20 protein-coding genes are annotated in these 16,212 nt (G+C 55.5%); 6 read left to right on the forward strand and 14 right to left on the reverse strand.

Translation table 11 applies throughout. The features are described 5' to 3' along the window. Positions 1-42: 42 nt before the first annotated feature. Positions 43-693 (reverse strand): TetR/AcrR family transcriptional regulator, encoded by a 651-nt coding sequence (locus AC3Y5R_RS05325; protein WP_489920454.1) that lies wholly within the window; start codon positions 691-693, stop codon positions 43-45. A 308-nt stretch (positions 694-1,001) separates the two neighbouring features. On the opposite strand from AC3Y5R_RS05325, the gene AC3Y5R_RS05330 reads away from it, so the two are divergent. Together AC3Y5R_RS05330 and AC3Y5R_RS05335 are read left to right on the forward strand one after the other, a co-directional pair. Further along, positions 1,002-2,222, forward strand: coding sequence for a Tm-1-like ATP-binding domain-containing protein (locus AC3Y5R_RS05330; RefSeq protein WP_489920455.1), 1,221 nt, complete (start codon positions 1,002-1,004; stop codon positions 2,220-2,222). Positions 2,223-2,224: 2 nt separating this feature from the next. Then, entirely contained in the window at positions 2,225-3,052 is an 828-nt protein-coding gene (locus AC3Y5R_RS05335; protein WP_489920456.1) for a phosphoenolpyruvate hydrolase family protein, read from the forward strand. A gap of 76 nt (positions 3,053-3,128) precedes the next feature. Here AC3Y5R_RS05335 and mltC read toward each other — a convergent pair whose 3' ends face one another. The 3 genes from mltC to mutY are packed head-to-tail and all read right to left on the reverse strand — an operon-like array spanning position 3,129 to position 5,620. After that, positions 3,129-4,208, reverse strand: a complete 1,080-nt coding sequence (mltC, locus tag AC3Y5R_RS05340; RefSeq protein WP_489920457.1) for a membrane-bound lytic murein transglycosylase MltC — start codon at positions 4,206-4,208, stop codon at positions 3,129-3,131. A gap of 51 nt (positions 4,209-4,259) precedes the next feature. Beyond that, positions 4,260-4,532, reverse strand: coding sequence for an oxidative damage protection protein (locus AC3Y5R_RS05345; protein WP_489920458.1), 273 nt, complete (start codon positions 4,530-4,532; stop codon positions 4,260-4,262). Next, complete coding sequence (mutY, locus tag AC3Y5R_RS05350) at positions 4,532-5,620, reverse strand: A/G-specific adenine glycosylase (RefSeq protein ID WP_489920459.1); 1,089 nt, start codon at positions 5,618-5,620, stop codon at positions 4,532-4,534. The genes AC3Y5R_RS05345 and mutY overlap by 1 nt, the downstream gene beginning before the upstream one ends. Before the next feature lie 150 nt (positions 5,621-5,770). Here mutY and trmB point away from each other — a divergent pair, with 150 nt between their 5' ends. From trmB to AC3Y5R_RS05365, 3 genes are all read left to right on the forward strand, one after another. Then, positions 5,771-6,490 (forward strand): tRNA (guanosine(46)-N7)-methyltransferase TrmB, encoded by a 720-nt coding sequence (gene trmB, locus AC3Y5R_RS05355; protein WP_489920460.1) that lies wholly within the window; start codon positions 5,771-5,773, stop codon positions 6,488-6,490. Continuing rightward, positions 6,490-6,816, forward strand: coding sequence for a YggL family protein (locus tag AC3Y5R_RS05360; RefSeq protein WP_489920461.1), 327 nt, complete (start codon positions 6,490-6,492; stop codon positions 6,814-6,816). The genes trmB and AC3Y5R_RS05360 overlap by 1 nt, the downstream gene beginning before the upstream one ends. A gap of 66 nt (positions 6,817-6,882) precedes the next feature. Then, positions 6,883-7,596, forward strand: coding sequence for a YggN family protein (locus AC3Y5R_RS05365; protein ID WP_489920462.1), 714 nt, complete (start codon positions 6,883-6,885; stop codon positions 7,594-7,596). Positions 7,597-7,906: 310 nt separating this feature from the next. On the opposite strand, the gene hemW is transcribed toward AC3Y5R_RS05365, so the two are convergent. From hemW to AC3Y5R_RS05385, 4 genes are read right to left on the reverse strand one after another with little or no spacing between them, the layout of a single operon-like run. Then, entirely contained in the window at positions 7,907-9,046 is a 1,140-nt protein-coding gene (gene hemW / locus AC3Y5R_RS05370; RefSeq protein ID WP_489920463.1) for a radical SAM family heme chaperone HemW, read from the reverse strand. Next, on the reverse strand, positions 9,039-9,632 hold the full coding sequence (locus AC3Y5R_RS05375) for an XTP/dITP diphosphatase (protein ID WP_489920464.1): 594 nt from the start codon (positions 9,630-9,632) through the stop codon (positions 9,039-9,041). Before AC3Y5R_RS05375 ends, hemW begins: the two co-directional genes overlap by 8 nt. A 31-nt stretch (positions 9,633-9,663) precedes the next feature. Continuing rightward, entirely contained in the window at positions 9,664-10,215 is a 552-nt protein-coding gene (locus AC3Y5R_RS05380) for a YggT family protein (RefSeq protein ID WP_158783910.1), read from the reverse strand. Between the two features lie 8 nt (positions 10,216-10,223). Then, positions 10,224-10,931, reverse strand: a complete 708-nt coding sequence (locus tag AC3Y5R_RS05385; protein ID WP_489920465.1) for a YggS family pyridoxal phosphate-dependent enzyme — start codon at positions 10,929-10,931, stop codon at positions 10,224-10,226. A 15-nt stretch (positions 10,932-10,946) separates the two neighbouring features. On the opposite strand from AC3Y5R_RS05385, the gene AC3Y5R_RS05390 reads away from it, so the two are divergent. Then, positions 10,947-11,948, forward strand: a complete 1,002-nt coding sequence (locus AC3Y5R_RS05390; RefSeq protein ID WP_489920466.1) for a type IV pilus twitching motility protein PilT — start codon at positions 10,947-10,949, stop codon at positions 11,946-11,948. A 27-nt stretch (positions 11,949-11,975) separates the two neighbouring features. Here the strand turns inward: AC3Y5R_RS05390 and ruvX are convergent, their stop codons facing one another. The 6 genes from ruvX to AC3Y5R_RS05420 form a co-directional block, all read right to left on the reverse strand. Then, positions 11,976-12,398, reverse strand: coding sequence for a Holliday junction resolvase RuvX (gene ruvX / locus AC3Y5R_RS05395; RefSeq protein WP_489920467.1), 423 nt, complete (start codon positions 12,396-12,398; stop codon positions 11,976-11,978). After that, positions 12,398-12,961 carry a YqgE/AlgH family protein gene (locus AC3Y5R_RS05400; protein WP_489920468.1) on the reverse strand — a complete coding sequence of 188 codons (564 nt, stop codon included), beginning with the start codon at positions 12,959-12,961 and terminating at the stop codon, positions 12,398-12,400. The genes ruvX and AC3Y5R_RS05400 overlap by 1 nt, the downstream gene beginning before the upstream one ends. A 92-nt stretch (positions 12,962-13,053) precedes the next feature. Continuing rightward, the gene (gene gshB / locus AC3Y5R_RS05405; RefSeq protein WP_158783913.1) at positions 13,054-13,998 is read right to left on the reverse strand and encodes a glutathione synthase; all 945 of its coding nucleotides are present in this window, start codon (positions 13,996-13,998) and stop codon (positions 13,054-13,056) included. 30 nt (positions 13,999-14,028) lie between these two features. Further along, the gene (rsmE, locus tag AC3Y5R_RS05410; protein ID WP_489920469.1) at positions 14,029-14,760 is read right to left on the reverse strand and encodes a 16S rRNA (uracil(1498)-N(3))-methyltransferase; all 732 of its coding nucleotides are present in this window, start codon (positions 14,758-14,760) and stop codon (positions 14,029-14,031) included. Between the two features lie 76 nt (positions 14,761-14,836). Beyond that, positions 14,837-15,550 carry a deoxyribonuclease I gene (endA, locus tag AC3Y5R_RS05415; protein WP_489920470.1) on the reverse strand — a complete coding sequence of 238 codons (714 nt, stop codon included), beginning with the start codon at positions 15,548-15,550 and terminating at the stop codon, positions 14,837-14,839. Between the two features lie 107 nt (positions 15,551-15,657). After that, positions 15,658-16,182 (reverse strand): SprT family zinc-dependent metalloprotease, encoded by a 525-nt coding sequence (locus AC3Y5R_RS05420; protein WP_489920471.1) that lies wholly within the window; start codon positions 16,180-16,182, stop codon positions 15,658-15,660. Positions 16,183-16,212: the final 30 nt, after the last annotated feature.

The following is a 16,212-nucleotide window of genomic DNA, read 5'->3' on the forward strand; positions in this document are numbered from 1 at the left end:
GCCATCCCCCCCGTAATCCGGCGGTCAGCGGCTACCAGGTCTCTAAGTATCTGCCATATCGGTCGCCTGGTATCCTGTTGCTTCGGCTTTCAGCGCTTGGCTGTCTTCCCTGGCCTGGCGGACAATCGCTCTGGCAATCCATTTCCCAATATCCTGCAGCTGATCGTTATTGCAGCCCCAGATATCCTTCATCACCAGAAAAATCTCTGAACCATATACCAGCGACAGCGACTGAATGACCCGCTCCACCATTGCTGGAGGCAGTTCGCTGTTCAGGGGTTCCACGACGTGTTGCAGTAACGCCTTCCTGTTACCTCTCACCAGGCGATCTTTTTCCGGCTTTTCGGCAGAGGACTGCGACTGCGCCCACTGCGTCAGCGAAAGGTGCAACGCCGCACGCAAGGTGCCTTCGTGCTCCAGCATTCGTGGAAAGGCGAAGGTCAGCAGTTCATCGATTCGCTCGGATGCTTCTTTACGCGAAGGTCGCCAGTTTTTAATCGGGCTGAGCGTTTCCGTCACGATGGCGGAAACCAGCGCGCTCTGGGTAGGAAAATAACGGTAGGCGGTCGCCCGGGAGAGTTGAGCTTCGGCAGCGACTTCGGTGATGGATGGAAATGCGCCGCTGTCGAACATTTTCATAGCAGTTTCAATAAGTAAGCGACGTGTTCTTGCTCGTGTGGCGGTTAACGTCATAACCCCAGCGGAATCCCTTTGCTCCACAATAACCTCTTTCAATCGTTAAATAATCATACAAATCAATTGGTTGATAACTTCAGGGGAGGGCTGTGTTATCGCCAGTCAGAACCTGTATTTCAGATCCCACAACAAGCATAGCCAACTTCCCGGTGAGACGCACATTCCATTCAATTGATTTATCATTAATGAAGGTGATACTGTTATCTCACAACATGCAGAGTCAATATACCTCTGTGGTTATTTACGTCTTTACTGTTGTTTTATCAAGTTTTTATTACGTCTGATAACAGGGTGTTGTTACGACTATGACTAATTATACTGGTTATATCTATGCCGCAGCGACGGCAGATACTAAAGGAAGGGAACTGTTTTACGTCAGCGAATGCATTGCCGAAACGGGTGCTGAGGTTTTAACGGTAGACCTGTCGACTCAATCAGTTAACGGCACTTCCAGGGCGGATTTCCCGCCGGAACTGGTGGCCGATTTTCATCCCGATGGGCGCGATGCGGTGTTCTGCAAAGATCGCGGTAAGGCCATCGATGCGATGGCGCTGGCATTTAAGATTTTCCTCAGCAGGCGTCAGAACCTGGTCGGAGTAATAGGCCTGGGCGGGTCCGGTGGTACCGCGCTGATTACCCCGGCGATGCAGGCGCTGCCGGTCGGCGTGCCAAAGGTGATGGTGTCGACCATGGCTTCCGGTGAAGTTTCCGGCTATGTGGGGGCCAGCGATATCAGCATGATCTATTCGGTCACGGACGTTGCCGGCCTGAATCGCATTTCCCGAAAGGTTTTGGGCAACGCGGCGCACCAGATTGCTGGTGCGGTGCTGTTCGAAACGGACAGTGATGATGATGAGAAACCGGCGCTGGGGCTGACCATGTTCGGCGTTACCACGCCGTGCATTCAGCAAGTCAGCGAGAAGCTGGAGAAGGATTATGACTGCCTGGTATTCCATGCCACCGGCAGCGGCGGCAGGGCGATGGAGAAACTGACCGACAGCGGTATGCTTTCCGGGCTGCTGGATCTCACCACTACCGAAGTCTGTGATCTGCTGTTCGATGGCGTACTGGCCTGCGATGAAACCCGCTTCGATGCTGTGGCGAAGAAGAAAATCCCCTGCGTGATTTCGTGCGGTGCGCTGGATATGGTGAACTTCGGCCATCCTTCCACCATCCCGGAGAAATATGCCGGGCGCCTGTTTTACCATCACAATGCGCAGGTTACGCTGATGCGAACCACGCCGGAAGAGAACGTGGCGATGGCGAAGTGGATTGCAGAGAAGCTGAACCGCTGCGAAGGGGATGTGGTCTTTCTGATCCCAGTGGGCGGGTTCTCCGCGCTCGATGCGCCGGAGCAGCCATTCTGGTCACCCGACGCGAACCTGGCCTTTATCACCACGCTTGAAGAGACTCTGTTGCAGACCCGGCGGCGTAAAATCGTCCGTCTGCCTTACCACATTAACACCCCTGAATTCGCTCAGGCGGCGGTACAGCAGTTCCGTCAGCTTGCAGAGAAGGAGTTCTGAATATGGCGTTTACCCGTCAGGAAATACTGAAAAAATTCAATGAGATGATTGCCCGTCGTGAACCGATTATTGGCGGCGGAGCCGGAACCGGTCTGTCGGCTAAGTGTGAGGAAGCGGGTGGTATCGATCTGATCGTTATCTACAATTCTGGTCGTTATCGTATGGCCGGGCGCGGATCGCTGGCTGGGCTGCTGGCTTACGGCAACGCCAACGAAATCGTGGTGGATATGGCGAAAGAGGTGCTGCCGGTAGTGAAAAAGACCCCGGTTCTCGCGGGGGTCAACGGTACCGATCCTTTCTGCCATTTCGACAAATTTCTCGACGACCTGAAAGCGATGGGGTTCTCCGGTGTGCAGAACTTCCCGACGGTGGGGCTGATTGACGGTAATTTTCGCGCCAATCTGGAAGAAACCGGCATGGGATACGGGCTGGAAGTGGAGATGATCGCTCTGGCCCATCAGAAAGGATTGCTGACCACGCCGTATGTGTTCAGCGCAGCGGATGCGGTGGCAATGACGGAAGCCGGTGCTGATATTATCGTGCCGCACATGGGCCTGACCACCGGTGGAAATATTGGTGCAGAGACCGCGCTTAAGTTATCGGATTGCGTGCCGCTTATTAATCAGTGGGCAGAGGCTGCAAAGAATGTGCGCAAGGATGTGATTGTGTTGTGTCATGGAGGGCCAATCTCCAGTCTGGAGGATGCACAGTACATTCTTGACCATTGCCCTCAGTGTGACGGCTTTTACGGCGCAAGCTCCATGGAGCGTTTGCCAACCGAGGTCGCACTGACTGAAACGACAAAACAATTTAAAAATATAAATCGTTAATTTTTACCAACATCAGGGAATTTTTCCCCCCTCTGGATGGCGGATCGCAAGATCCGCCGTTTTTTTTGCTGTCCGATCAGTACTGGTGGTAGCTTTTCTGCGCGCTGCTCACTTTGTACAGATAGCGACGCGACTCGGCCGAAGGGTGGTTAGTGGTCAGTGTCTGATAAACCTGAGACGGCGACAGATTGTTAATGTTAGCGAAAGCCTGATTCTTGTCGCTGGAGAAGACTTTCAGCACGCTTCCCGCTCCGCCATTATAAGCCGTGATCACCGCGTAACGCCGCGAGGTCGGGTTCACAATCCCTGACAGATAGCTGCCCTGCAGCAGTGAGAGATAGGCTGTACCGGCATCAATGTTGTTCTCCGGGTCAAGCAGGTAGCTGCGGCTTGGTTTGCCCCATTTCCCTTTCATCCGGAACACATCCACGCCTGCGGTATGCTGCACAACCTGCATCAGACCCAGCGCGTCAGAGTGGCTGACGGCATATGGGTTAAAGCTTGATTCAATCTGCATGATCGCCAGGATCAGCGACTGATCGACGCCATATTTCGCTGCCGCTTCACGCACCATCGGCAGGTACTTGTGTGCACGCTTGTCGAGATGGTTCGGCACCATTGGAATGGTTACCGACCAGATCACATGCAGCCCGGCGTTACGGCGTTGCAGCTTGTTCTGGATCAGGTAGTCGGCAAAGCTGGCCGCGCGGCCCTGCCAGCGGATCGGCTGGCCGGTATTATCCAGCACCTCGCCATACAGCAGCGGTTCTTTACCGATCTCAATATCATTGGCATCGGAGTAGAGATCGACGTTGCCCGGGGTATCACCGATCAGCAGCGTGGTGATAATAGCCTGACGCAGGCTGGCCATCTGATCGGTCCCGGCAATGGTCTCGATGGTGATGGTACCGGCATCAAAGTTGATGTGGCTGCGGGTGTAATATTGATCGCTGTACTTAACGTAGTCTTTGGGGCCGGCAATCAGCACTTCATTGATGCCCCAGATATTCTCGATGTTGTGGGCAAATTGCCCCATCAAAATGTCAAAGCCGTTGGTGTCCTTAACCCACTCTTCGTGGAACTTCGGTTTTTTATTGCCGGAACAGGAGATCAACAACGGTGCGATGATCAGTAAACTAATCAGCTTTTTATTCATTGTGTCGTGCTTCGCCCAAATTGAGAGGGCCTCCATCGCGAGGCCCAACGATTATTTTTCCGGCGGGGTATAACCTTCGATGTGAACGTCGTGGCCTTCAAACAGGAAATTGACCATCTCCTGTTCCAGCTGTTTGCGATCTTCCGGGTTCATCATGCTGAGTTTCTTCTCGTTGATCAGCATGGTCTGCTTGGTCATCCACTGCGACCAGGCTTCTTTGGAAATCTCGTTATAGATGCGTTTGCCCAGGTCGCCCGGATACAGCTGAAAATCCTGCCCTTCAGCGTCACGCTGCAGGAACGTGCAAAATATGGTTCTGCTCATTACTCTTCCTCTTCTGTTGCGCGAATGCCCGGCGCAATTTGTTGTGGCTGGCGCAGCTGCTGTAGCAGGCGGTCCACCGGCGCTGCCAGCCCGACGGACTGTGGCTGGGCTAAGTTATACCAGAGACCAGCGCCTTCATCCATTACCGCGCCTGCCGCAGGCAGTTTCAGCCACATTGGCACGATATCAAGGTGGAAATGGCTGAAGGTGTGACGGAAGGCGATGCCCTGTTGCAGCGCCTTGCTGTCGATAAGACGTTCGCTCAGCCAGTTTTCCAGCTCTGAACGGGTGGTAAACTGGGGAAAGCAGAACAGGCCGCCCCAAAGCCCGACAGGCGGGCGCTGTTCCAGCCACACGCCGTCGTCGCGCTGCATCATCAGCATCCAGCCGGTGCGCTCCGGCAGTGTTTGCTTTGGTTTTTTCCCCGGATAGTTCGCCCAGCTGTTATTGGCGTAGGCCATGCAGCCGAGGTTCAGCGGGCAAATTTCACATTTCGGTTTCGAGCGGGTGCAGACCATCGCGCCCAGATCCATCATCGCCTGATTAAACTGGCTGACGCCTGCTGCGGGCGTGACGTCTTCGCTGATTTCCCACAGGCGTTTTTCCACCTCTTTTTTGCCAGGCCAACCAGCGACAGCATAACAGCGCGCCAGCACGCGCTTAACGTTGCCGTCGAGGATCGGGAAGTGCTGACCGAGGGAAAGGGAAAGGATTGCCCCGGCAGTGGAACGTCCCACGCCGGGCAGGTCGGCTACTTCGTCATAAGTTTCCGGGAATTTGCCGCCGTGCTTCTCCGTCACCTGAATTGCTGCTTTATGTAAGTTGCGCGCGCGGGCATAGTAACCCAGCCCGGTCCACAGGTGCAGCACCTCATCCAGCGGGGCTGCTGCCAGATCGGTGACGGTGGGGAAGCGGGCCATAAACCGTTCAAAATAGGGTATAACGGTCGCCACCTGCGTTTGTTGCAGCATGACTTCAGAAAGCCAGACTTTATAGGGCGTTTTTCCCTGCTGCCAGGGCAGGGTTTTGCGGCCAAAGCGCTGATACCAGTCAAGGACCTGGCTGGAGAACTGCTGCGCTTGCATCATGTCAGAGAAAACCCCGGATAATTGAAAATCAGGCTGGGATTCCAGCACAGACCAACTATGCTGTAAACCGGAAGTTTCCAGGGCTTGCTTAACCGCTGTAACTTTGCATAATGCCCGTTTTCCAGATATTGCAGACCAACAGGCAAAAACATGAAGAATGATGTTATTTCTCCGGAGTTTGATGAAAACGGCCGTCCGATGCGCCGTATTCGTAGCTTCGTTCGTCGTCAGGGCCGTCTGACCAAAGGCCAGCAGCATGCGCTGGACCATTTCTGGCCGGTGTCAGGCGTGGAATACCAGCCTGAGCCTGTTGATCTGGCAGAACTTTTTGGGCGTGAAGCGCCGGTGGTGCTGGAAATTGGCTTCGGTATGGGGGCCTCGCTGGTGACCATGGCGCAGGCCAATCCGCAGCAGAACTTTCTTGGTATTGAAGTGCATTCACCGGGTGTGGGTGCCTGCCTGAGCGCCGCCGATGAGGCAGGCGTGGAGAATCTGCGCGTGATGTGCCACGATGCGGTGGATGTGCTGAACCACATGATCCCGGATAATTCACTGCGTATGGTGCAGCTGTTCTTCCCGGACCCGTGGCATAAAGCGCGCCATAATAAGCGTCGTATCGTGCAGGTGCCGTTTGCTGAGCTGGTGCTGCGTAAGCTGAAGCTGGGCGGCGTGTTCCATATGGCGACGGACTGGGAAGCCTATGCAGAACATATGCTGGAAGTGATGAACAGCATTGCGGGCTATAAAAACCAGTCGGAAACGCAGGCCTATGTGCCGCGTCCGGCGTCACGACCACTGACCAAATTTGAGCAGCGCGGCCAGCGTCTGGGCCACGGTGTTTGGGATCTTATGTTTGAGAGGATTAAATAATGGCTACCCACCGCAGTCGTCGTTTGCGCAAAAAGATGCATATCGATGAGTTCCAGGAATTAGGCTTTTCCATTGGTTTCGCTTTCCCGGAAGGGAGCAACGAAGAGACGATCGACAGCACCTTAGATGCACTGATTGAAGAAGTGATCGACCCGAATGGCCTGGCCTTTGATGGCAGCGGCTATCTGCAGTGGGAAGGGCTGATCTGCCTGCAGCAGACCGGCAAATGCACTGACGAGCACCGTGAGATTGTGCGCAAGTGGTTGTCCGATCGTAAGCTGAACAACATTCAGGTTACCGAACTTTTTGACGTCTGGTGGGACTAAGCAGACAAGAACGGATGTCCGTCGGGGCCACGCTTGCGTGGCCTTTTCACTCTCAGGAGAAAGCAAATGCGTAAAGAGTTAATGGTTGGCGTGCTGTTACTGGTGGCAGGTCAGGTGCAGGCAGATTATCAGTGCAGCGTGAAGCCGCAGGATGACGTGGTGATCACGCCGCAGACCGTGCAGGTGGTGGGCGCCAACGGCAACCTGGTCATTACCCCTGCGGGGGATGTGCAGCGTAACGGACAGGCCGCGACGGTGGACACCGCCACCCGTCAGAAAGCTATCGATTATCAGACCGCACTGCGCCGGGATCTGCCGTGGGTGGATCAGGGCGCGCGTTCCCACCTGGAGAAGGGGCGTGTGGTGCTGGATAAAGTGATTGTGGAGAAGCTGGGCAGCAACAGCAACGTGCGCAATCGCCTGAGCAAGCTGGATACACAGCTGAAAGAGCAGATGAACCGCATCATTGAACACCGCAGCGATGGGCTGACTTTCCATCATCAGGCCATCGATCAGGTGCGTCAGGACGGCGAGAAGCTGGTACAGAGCGCGATGGGCGGCGTGTTGCAGGACAGCCTGAACGAGATGGGCAGCCAGCAGTCTGGCAACGGCGGTAACCCGCTACAGGTGATCATGGGTAATCTTGGCGGTCTGCAGCAGTCTCTGCAAGCCGAGTGGGGCGATCAGGAGAAAGATTTCCAGAACTTCGGCCATGAGGTGTGTAATCGCGTAACCAATCTTGAGCAGCAGCGCAAAGGGCTGGTGGCCGGGCTGAAGTAATTTTGCTTGCGGGGCGGAATAAATTTGTCCTCTGCCGGGATCATCTGCGTTGTCGGGGCGGAATTTATTCCGCCCGCTGTATCAGGTGTAAGAAAGTAAATTGGGTAGCCAGATTCGCAAGGGAATTGGTAGGGTAGAAGTAAACCAGCCGACCATCAGTAGATTATAATTTAATGAATCCGGGTTTCTCATAAAGTAGTCACTACATATTTGTCATTATGTACGGCTATTTGCCGTACCATCTGAATGGTACTCCAGGCTTTCAAGCGTTCAACAGAAAGTTCGGGAAAGGGGGACCGATCAGTTGACCCTACTCTTCGGCCAGAAACAGCTCCAGCAGTGAATTCAGAAACAGCTTTCCTTTTTCCGTCACCTGCCAGCTCTCCGCCGTTTCGGTCAGATAACCTTTGCTCAGAGCTTCATCCAACTGCTGGCGGATGGTGCTTTCGGTTAAGCCGGTGTAGCGCTGGAACTCTTCACGCGGCGCGGCTTCCAGCAGGCGGAAACGGTTCATAAAGAATTCGAACGGCTTCTCGCTGTCGGCCACTTCGAACTGTCGATCCAGATAATTTCCCGCCATAAAACCCCGTGGATGACGGGTTTTGCTGGTGCGGATAATAGTGCCGTCCGGCTGAGTCAGCTTGCCGTGTGCGCCACAGCCAATCCCCAGATAGTCACCAAAACGCCAGTAGTTCAGGTTGTGCTCGCAACGGTAGCCCGGTTTGGCATAGGCCGATGTCTCGTACTGCTGATAACCGGCAGCCGTCAGCAACTGGTGACCCTGCTCAAAAATATCCCACAGCGCATCGTCATCCGGCAGCACCGGCGGACGGGAAGCGAACAGCGTGTTCGGTTCAATGGTCAGCTGATACCAGGAAAGATGCGGAGGATCCAGCTCAATCGCCTGACGCAGATCGTCCAGGGCCTCTTCCAGTGACTGGTCCGGCAGGCCATGCATCAGATCGAGGTTAAAGCTGCGCAGCCCCAGGCTGGTAGCCAGAGTCGCCGCACGCTTCGCTTCAGCAGGCCCGTGAATGCGTCCCAGACGTTCCAGCTTCTGCTGACTGAAACTCTGCACTCCGATTGAAATGCGGTTAATCCCGGCCCGCTGGTAGCCGCTGAAGCGGTCTGTCTCAACCGTGCCCGGATTGGCTTCCATGGTGATTTCTGCCGTGGGTGACAGCGGCAGGCGCGCCCGCACACCATCCAGCAGCATCTGCATCGCTTCGCTGCTTAACAGGCTCGGTGTGCCACCACCAATAAAGATAGTGCTCACTTCACGGCCCGAAGTCAGCGGCAGATCAATATCCAGATCGGCCAGCAGATGACGCACGTACTCCTCGTGAGGCACCTCTCCCTTGAGTGCGTGCGAGTTGAAATCGCAGTAGGGGCATTTCTGCACGCACCAGGGAATGTGGATATAGAGGCTCGGGGGAGGGAGGTTATGCATTACTCATCGCATCCAGCAGCAGAGCCAGCGCTTTACCGCGATGGGAAACGGCACGCTTTTCATCCCTGCTCAGCTCAGCCGCGGTTTTCCCCAGCTCCGGAACGAAAAAAATCGGATCGTAACCAAAACCGCCTTCACCCGCCGCACTGCGGGTGATCTCACCCTGCCAGCTGCCGTGGAATACCAGCGGCGTCGGGTCTTCCGTATGGCGCAGATAAACCAGCACACAGTGGAACTGCGCTTTACGCTTGCCGTCCGGCACCGTTTCCAGTGCCTGCAGCAGCTTTTCCAGATTCTGCTGGTCACTGGCATCGGGACCGGCATAGCGCGCCGAGTAAATCCCCGGCGCGCCGCCCAGCGCATCCACGGCCAGTCCCGAATCATCGGCAATTGCCGGTAAGCCGGTGATTGCTGCCGCATGACGTGCCTTCAGAATGGCATTTTCAATAAACGTCAGGCCGGTTTCCTCGGCTGACTCCACGCCCAGCTCGGTTTGCGCCACGATATCGAGGCCAAAGGCGGCCAGTAAATCAGCCAGTTCACGAACTTTTCCCGGATTACCGGTGGCGAGCACAACTTTTTGCATATCAGGTCCAGACTCTTTTACATCAACAGAATTACAGCTGCGACCAGCCAGGGATGAAGTCCATCCCCAGGTAGTTCAGCATATACAGGATCAGGATCACCGCCATCGCGGAGAAATCGATGCCGCCCATTGCCGGGATGATCCTGCGGATAGGGGCCATCAGCGGCTCAGTCAGCTGGATCAGCACATAATCCACCGGGTTGCGGCCCTGGCTTACCCAACTCAGCAGTGAGCGGATAATGATCGCCCAGAACACCAGCACGCCCGCGGCTTTAACCAGTGACACCAGACCAAAGTACAGGAACACTGGATCGAAAATCAGCACCTGGCTTTGAATGGCAAACATCACCGTAAACAGCAGCACGCTCAGCACATATGCCAGCAGCAGCGAGGCAGTATCCAGCGGCCCGATGGACGGAATAACCCGGCGCAATGGCTTGACCACCGGCTGGGTCACTTTGACCACGAACTGCGAAAACGGGTTGTAGAAATCGCATCTTGCCCACTGCATCCAGATGCGGAGTAACAACACTTTCACGTACAGGTTGATCACCGTTGAGACAAGGAAAGTCAACGTCAGCATGGGTTCCCTCAATTATTGTTGTGAGTGGTGGCGTAATCACGCGCACCAAAAATGGCGGTGCCAATTCGCACCATGGTACTGCCTGCCGCAATTGCGGCTTCCATGTCGTCGCTCATTCCCAGAGAAAGCGTATCGACAGATGGATACTCTTTTTTCAGCCTGCTGAATGCTTCGGCCATCTGCTGACAAACGGCCAGCTGCCGCTGATAATCTGCCTCCGGCGCGGGAATGGCCATCAATCCACGCAGCATTAAGCGCGGCAGTTGGGCAATCTCTTTTGCCAGTTCGGGCAGCGACTCCAGCATGATGCCAGATTTACTGTGTTCGTCGCTGATGTTTATCTGGATCAGCACGTTCAGCGGCGTAGAATCTTGCGGGCGCTGCTCGTTCAGCCGGGTGGCAATCTTCAGCCGATCCACGGTGTGACACCAGTCGAAATGCTCCGCAACCAGCCGGCTTTTATTGGATTGCAGCGGGCCGATAAAGTGCCAGGTCAGCGAGGAATTTCCCAGTTGCTGAATTTTATCCACGCCTTCCTGCACGTAGTTTTCGCCAAAACATTCCTGCCCAGCATTCACCGCTTCTGCGACGGCGATCGCAGGCTTGGTTTTGCTCACTGCAAGAAGAGTAATTTCTTCTGGATCGCGGCCGCAGCGTGCGGCTGCCGCTGAGATTCGCTCGCGGACTTGCTGTAAGTTGTGCTCAATCAAGGTCATAGTCAGGGAAAAATTATGGATATTGAGGACATAGTGGCCCTTAGTGTAAAGCATAATGCCGGGGATCTGCACCTCTGCAGTGGCCATTCTCCGTTCTGGCGGCGTGACGGCCGGTTGCAGAAAATGGCGGAGGTGCAGCCGGTCAGCGATGAGCTGCTGCAAAGTGCCGCTCGGGGTTGGCTGGATAGCGCACAACAGGATCACTTTGCGCGGGCCGGGCAGCTCGATTTTGCCCTGACATTAGCGGATGGCACGCGCCTGAGGGGTAACCTTTTTCGTCAGCGGCTGGGGATGTCGCTGGCTCTGAGGATGATTGTCAGCGAGTGCCCGGAGCTTGCAGCATTAGGTGTGCCGCCGGTGGTCAGCCAACTGCTGCAATTGCGCGATGGCCTGGTGCTGGTGACGGGAGCAACGGGTAGCGGCAAGTCCACCACGCTGGCAGCGCTGGCCGGTGAGATTAACCGCCTGCAGGAGCGGCATATCATTACGCTCGAAGATCCGATCGAGTTTATCCACCACAGCGAATGCTCGCTGGTGCAGCAGCGGGAAATCGGTATGCACTGCGGATCGTTCAGTGACGGGCTACGGGCCGCGTTGAGGGAAGACCCGGATGTCATACTACTGGGCGAACTGCGGGACAGCGAGACGATCCAACTGGCTTTAACGGCAGCAGAGACCGGTCATCTGGTGCTGGCAACGTTACATACCCGGGGGGCGGCACAGGCGGTAGACCGGCTGGTGGACGTGTTTCCCGGTGAGGAGAAGGCGCTGATCCGCACTCAGCTGGCTGGCAGCCTGAAAGCGGTAGTTGCCCAGCGGCTGGTGCCGGGCAGCAGTCAGGGCAGGGTGGCGCTGTTTGAGGTGCTGATCAATACCCCTGCCGTGGCTAATCTGATCCGTGAGGGGAAGACGCATCAGCTACCGGCGATAGTGCAGACCGGCATGCAGTCAGGGATGCAGTCATTTGAGCAAAGTATTGCCGCAAGGCAGAAAGCGGGGCTGATTGCATCCGGATAAGAATGCGCGATGAACGGGAGAGGCCTGCTACTGCCAGGCGTTCTCAAACCAGCTTTCGAGGATGATTACGGCGGAAAGGGAATCAACGCTGCCTTTGTTCAGGGCGCGGAAACCGCCACGGGAGAACAAGTCTGCGCGGGCTTCAACCGTGCTCAGGCGCTCATCGTGCAGATCGACCTGCACGCCAAAGCGTCCATGCAGACGGTTAGCAAACTTACGCGCACGCGCGGTCAGGGGCTGTTCGGTGCCGTCCATGTTCAGCGGCAGGCCAACCACCACGCGATCCGGCTGCCACTCTTTCAGCAGCGCCTCTATTTTGCTCCAGTCCGGCGTACCGTCCTGAGCTTTGAGCGCGGCCAGCGGGCGGGCGGTTCCGGTCAGCTGCTGGCCAATCGCCACGCCAATACTTTTGGTGCCAAAATCGAAGGCTAACAGGATCATGTGGCTCATCAGGCATGTCCCGCATCGCTGGTAATGCTGTGGATATCCACCCCGATACTTTTCGCCGCTTCACGCCACCGCTCGGCAATCGGTGTTTTGAACAGGATATTGCTGTTGGCGGGGATGGTGAGCCAGGCATTTTCAAGCAGTTCGCTTTCCAGCTGGTTCTTCTCCCACGCGCAGTAGCCAAGGGCGACCAGCACGGAACTGGGCTGGTCTGGCGTGCCCAGCGTCTCCAGCACATCGCGGGAGGTGGTGATCACCGTGTTATCAGAAACCCGGATGCTGGAAGCGAAGGTACGCTGCGCTGAATGCAAAATGAATCCACGATCTTCCGCCAGCGGGCCGCCGGAGAACACCGGTTTATCCAGCTTGACGTCAGGTTCGCGCGGCACAGGCATGATTTTCAACTTCTTGAGAATACCGTCTACCGTCAGGTTTTCCATCGGCTTATTCACTATCAGGCCCATTGCGCCATCTTCATTGTGCTCGCAGATGTAAACCACGGAACGTTTGAACAGCGGGTCCTGCAGCGTGGGCATGGCAATCAAAAAATGATGCTGTAAATTCATATCGAGATTCTGTATCCGGGTTAACCGCTCCCCCTGACAGGAGAGCGTGATAACGGGGTGAGCACAGGGGCCTATTGACCCCAATCAGAGCGTCAGGCAAGGCGTTTTTCAATGGCGTCCATCAGCATACCAGTAATTGAGATCGGGAATGCGGCCTCGATCTCACGCACGCAGGTTGGGCTGGTGACGTTAATTTCAGTCAGCTTGTCGCCGATGATATCCAGGCCGACGAAGATCAGGCCTTTTGCTTTCAGCGTCGGCCCCACGCGGCGGGCAATTTCCCAGTCGCTTTCGCTCAGCGGACGCGCTTCGCCACGGCCACCGGCGGCCAGGTTGCCGCGGGTTTCACCAGATTTAGGGATACGCGCCAGGCAGTAAGGCACCGGCTCGCCATCCACAACCAGTACTCGCTTGTCGCCGTCTTTGATTGCTGGCAGGTAGTTCTGCGCCATGCAGTAGAAATTGCCGTGCTCGGTCAGTGTTTCAATGATCACTGACAGGTTCGGATCTTCTTTCTTGATGCGGAAAATTGACGCGCCGCCCATGCCGTCCAGCGGCTTGAGGATAATGTCGCCGTGTTCCTGCCAGAAGTTACGGATCTGCTGTGCGCTGCGGGTTACCAGCGTGTCCGGCGTCAGCTCTGCAAACCAGGCGGTGAACAGCTTCTCGTTGCAGTCACGCAGGCTCTGCGGCTTGTTCACGATCAGCGTGCCTTTCTCTTCTGCGCGCTCGAGGATGTAGGTGGCATAGATAAACTCGGTGTCGAATGGGGGATCTTTACGCATCAGTACAACGTTCAGATCGGCCAGCGCAATATCCTGCTCGCTGCCAAATTCAAACCATTTGTCATAGTTCTGCTCAACGCTCAGATGACGTGTATGCGCACGTGCTTCACCGCCGCGCAGGTAGAGATCTTTCATCTCCATGTAATGAATTTCGTAACCACGGCGCTGTGCTTCCAGCAAGAAGGCGAAGCTGGTGTCTTTCTTGATATTGATGGAGGTAATAGGGTCCATCACAATGCCAAGCTTAATCATTCTGTTTCTCCGGTTATAGCTTAATTCTTCTTACCCTAAATCGCCGAACCGCACCTGCAGAGCAGTAATTGCGGTCAGAGCTGTGGTCTCGGTGCGCAGCACGCGCGGGCCTAACAGGATATCGGTGAAGCCGTAGCGGGCCGTCATGCTGATCTCCTCTGTCGACAGGCCGCCTTCAGGACCAATCAATAATCGCACGCGGTTGACCGGTTGTGGGAGCGTATTAATGCTGTGGCTGGCTCTGGGATGCAGATTCAGCTTTAAGCCGCTCGCCTCTTCAGCGCTCCATGCCTCCAGCGTCATCGCTTCACGTACTTCCGGCACGCTGTTTCTGCCGCACTGTTCACAGGCGGCAATCACGATTTTCTGCCACTGCTGGATCTTTTTCGCCAGCCTGTCCGCATCCAGCTTTACGCCGCAGCGCTCAGAAAACAAGGGGGTGATGGTATTTACTCCCAGTTCTACCGCCTTCTGAATGGTGAACTCCATCTTTTCACCGCGCGACATGACCTGGCCTAAATGCAGGTACAGCGGGGATTCACGGCTGTCGTTGCGGCTTTCAGTAATCGTTACGCGCACGTTTTTTTTGTCGGCCTGCACGATCTCTGCGGCAAAAGTCAGATTACTGCCATCGAACAATTCCAGGGGCTGACCCGCGCTCATGCGCAGTACGCGGCCAACATGATTAGCGGCGTCTTCGGACAGGGCAACTTCACTGCCCACGGTCAGTGGCTCGGGATGAAAGATGCGGGGTATACGCATGGGGATCCTGATAAAAGTAGCTGGCCGTACCCGCAGGCACGGCCAAAATAGTGACCTCTAGTTTAGGTCAGTGATTTTACCGCTGGCAAGCCTGCTGTACATAAGGGTTGTGGTTGCCCTGAACCCTGGCAATATGATTGTCGCGTTCGCATTCCCATGGCGTTACCGGATACTGCCTGTTCCAGACGGTCATCAGCTGCGTTTGCTGACTGGACATGCCAATCTGATACCTGTCACGCATATAGAACCAGGCGCGGGCAATTGGCCCGCGGGCGCGTGCAGGCGGTTCTGCCTGCTTATTCTTAAAGTCGATCTTCATTTCACACTGGCCGTACTGATGCTCGCTGCCATTCCACTGGCTGTACATAAAGTTGTCACGGTCGCCATTGACCTCGCCAATGGACGGTTGCAGGTTGTGCAGGTCTGTCTCAATCCGGCGGTAACCGGCATCTTTAGCACACTGTTTTCTGCCGCCCTGTTGCCAGCACTGGCGCTGATGGCCGAAGGTCCAGGCCGGGACCACGTGTTCCCACTCAATGCGCTTTGCCCGGTTGGCATTCTTACGTACGCTATAGCCGCAAGAGGCCAAATCCGGCACGCCTTTTTTGCCTTTCCAGCGGATTTTACAGCCGCAATAGAACGTACCTGGCGCAGCAGCGTTAATATACGCGGCATACTCTTTGGCCTGAGAAAAACTGTTCTGACGGTAGTTATCGGGGTTCAGGGCATGAGAAAAGAATGCGGGGAACAGCAGAGAGAGCGAAAAGGAGCGGATAATTTTGCGAAACATAGTCCATATATCTGTCATTCAGGCAAGGCGGCGAGAGTAACAGATACCCGTGGCTTGAGGAAATGAACGCAGTCAAATCAGCGTATTATTGCTCTTTTTTTGTGCCATCAGGTGGTTTTTTCAGAGTGCTGGAAAGTGCCAGGTAATAACCGTTCACCACAGTGGACACAGCGGTATTCACTCTCGCCCCTGACCACACGATTATGGCGGCGGACGGTCAGCTGGTGCTGCTGGCAACCACAGCGGTAGGGGAAAGCGCGGCTGCGTACCGAGTTAATCTCAAACTTGTGGGTGCGGCTGGCTGCGACTCCCAGCACGCTTTCCATCATCCACTTCCACTCTTTGCCATGCGGCGCTACGCGACCGAAATACTTCCAGACCAGAAGGTGCGCCAGTTCGTGTGGCACGACTTCATCAATAAATGCCTGCTGATTTTCCATCAGCAGTACCGGATTCAGGCGGATTTCCCAGTATTGCAGCCACGCAGTGCCTGCGACGGTGCCTCGCTGCTGGTAAACCAGCTTCGGTTCGGGATAGTTGCGCTCAAGTCGCTGGTTAGCCTGCTGCAATTTTTCACGTAGTGAACGCATCACGGCCTGCTGCAGGGCAATCGGGAGTCGAAGGGGTTTCATACGGCAGAGAATACGATGTGGATGGGGGGA

The organism is Erwinia sp. 009765445 (assembly GCF_058137865.1).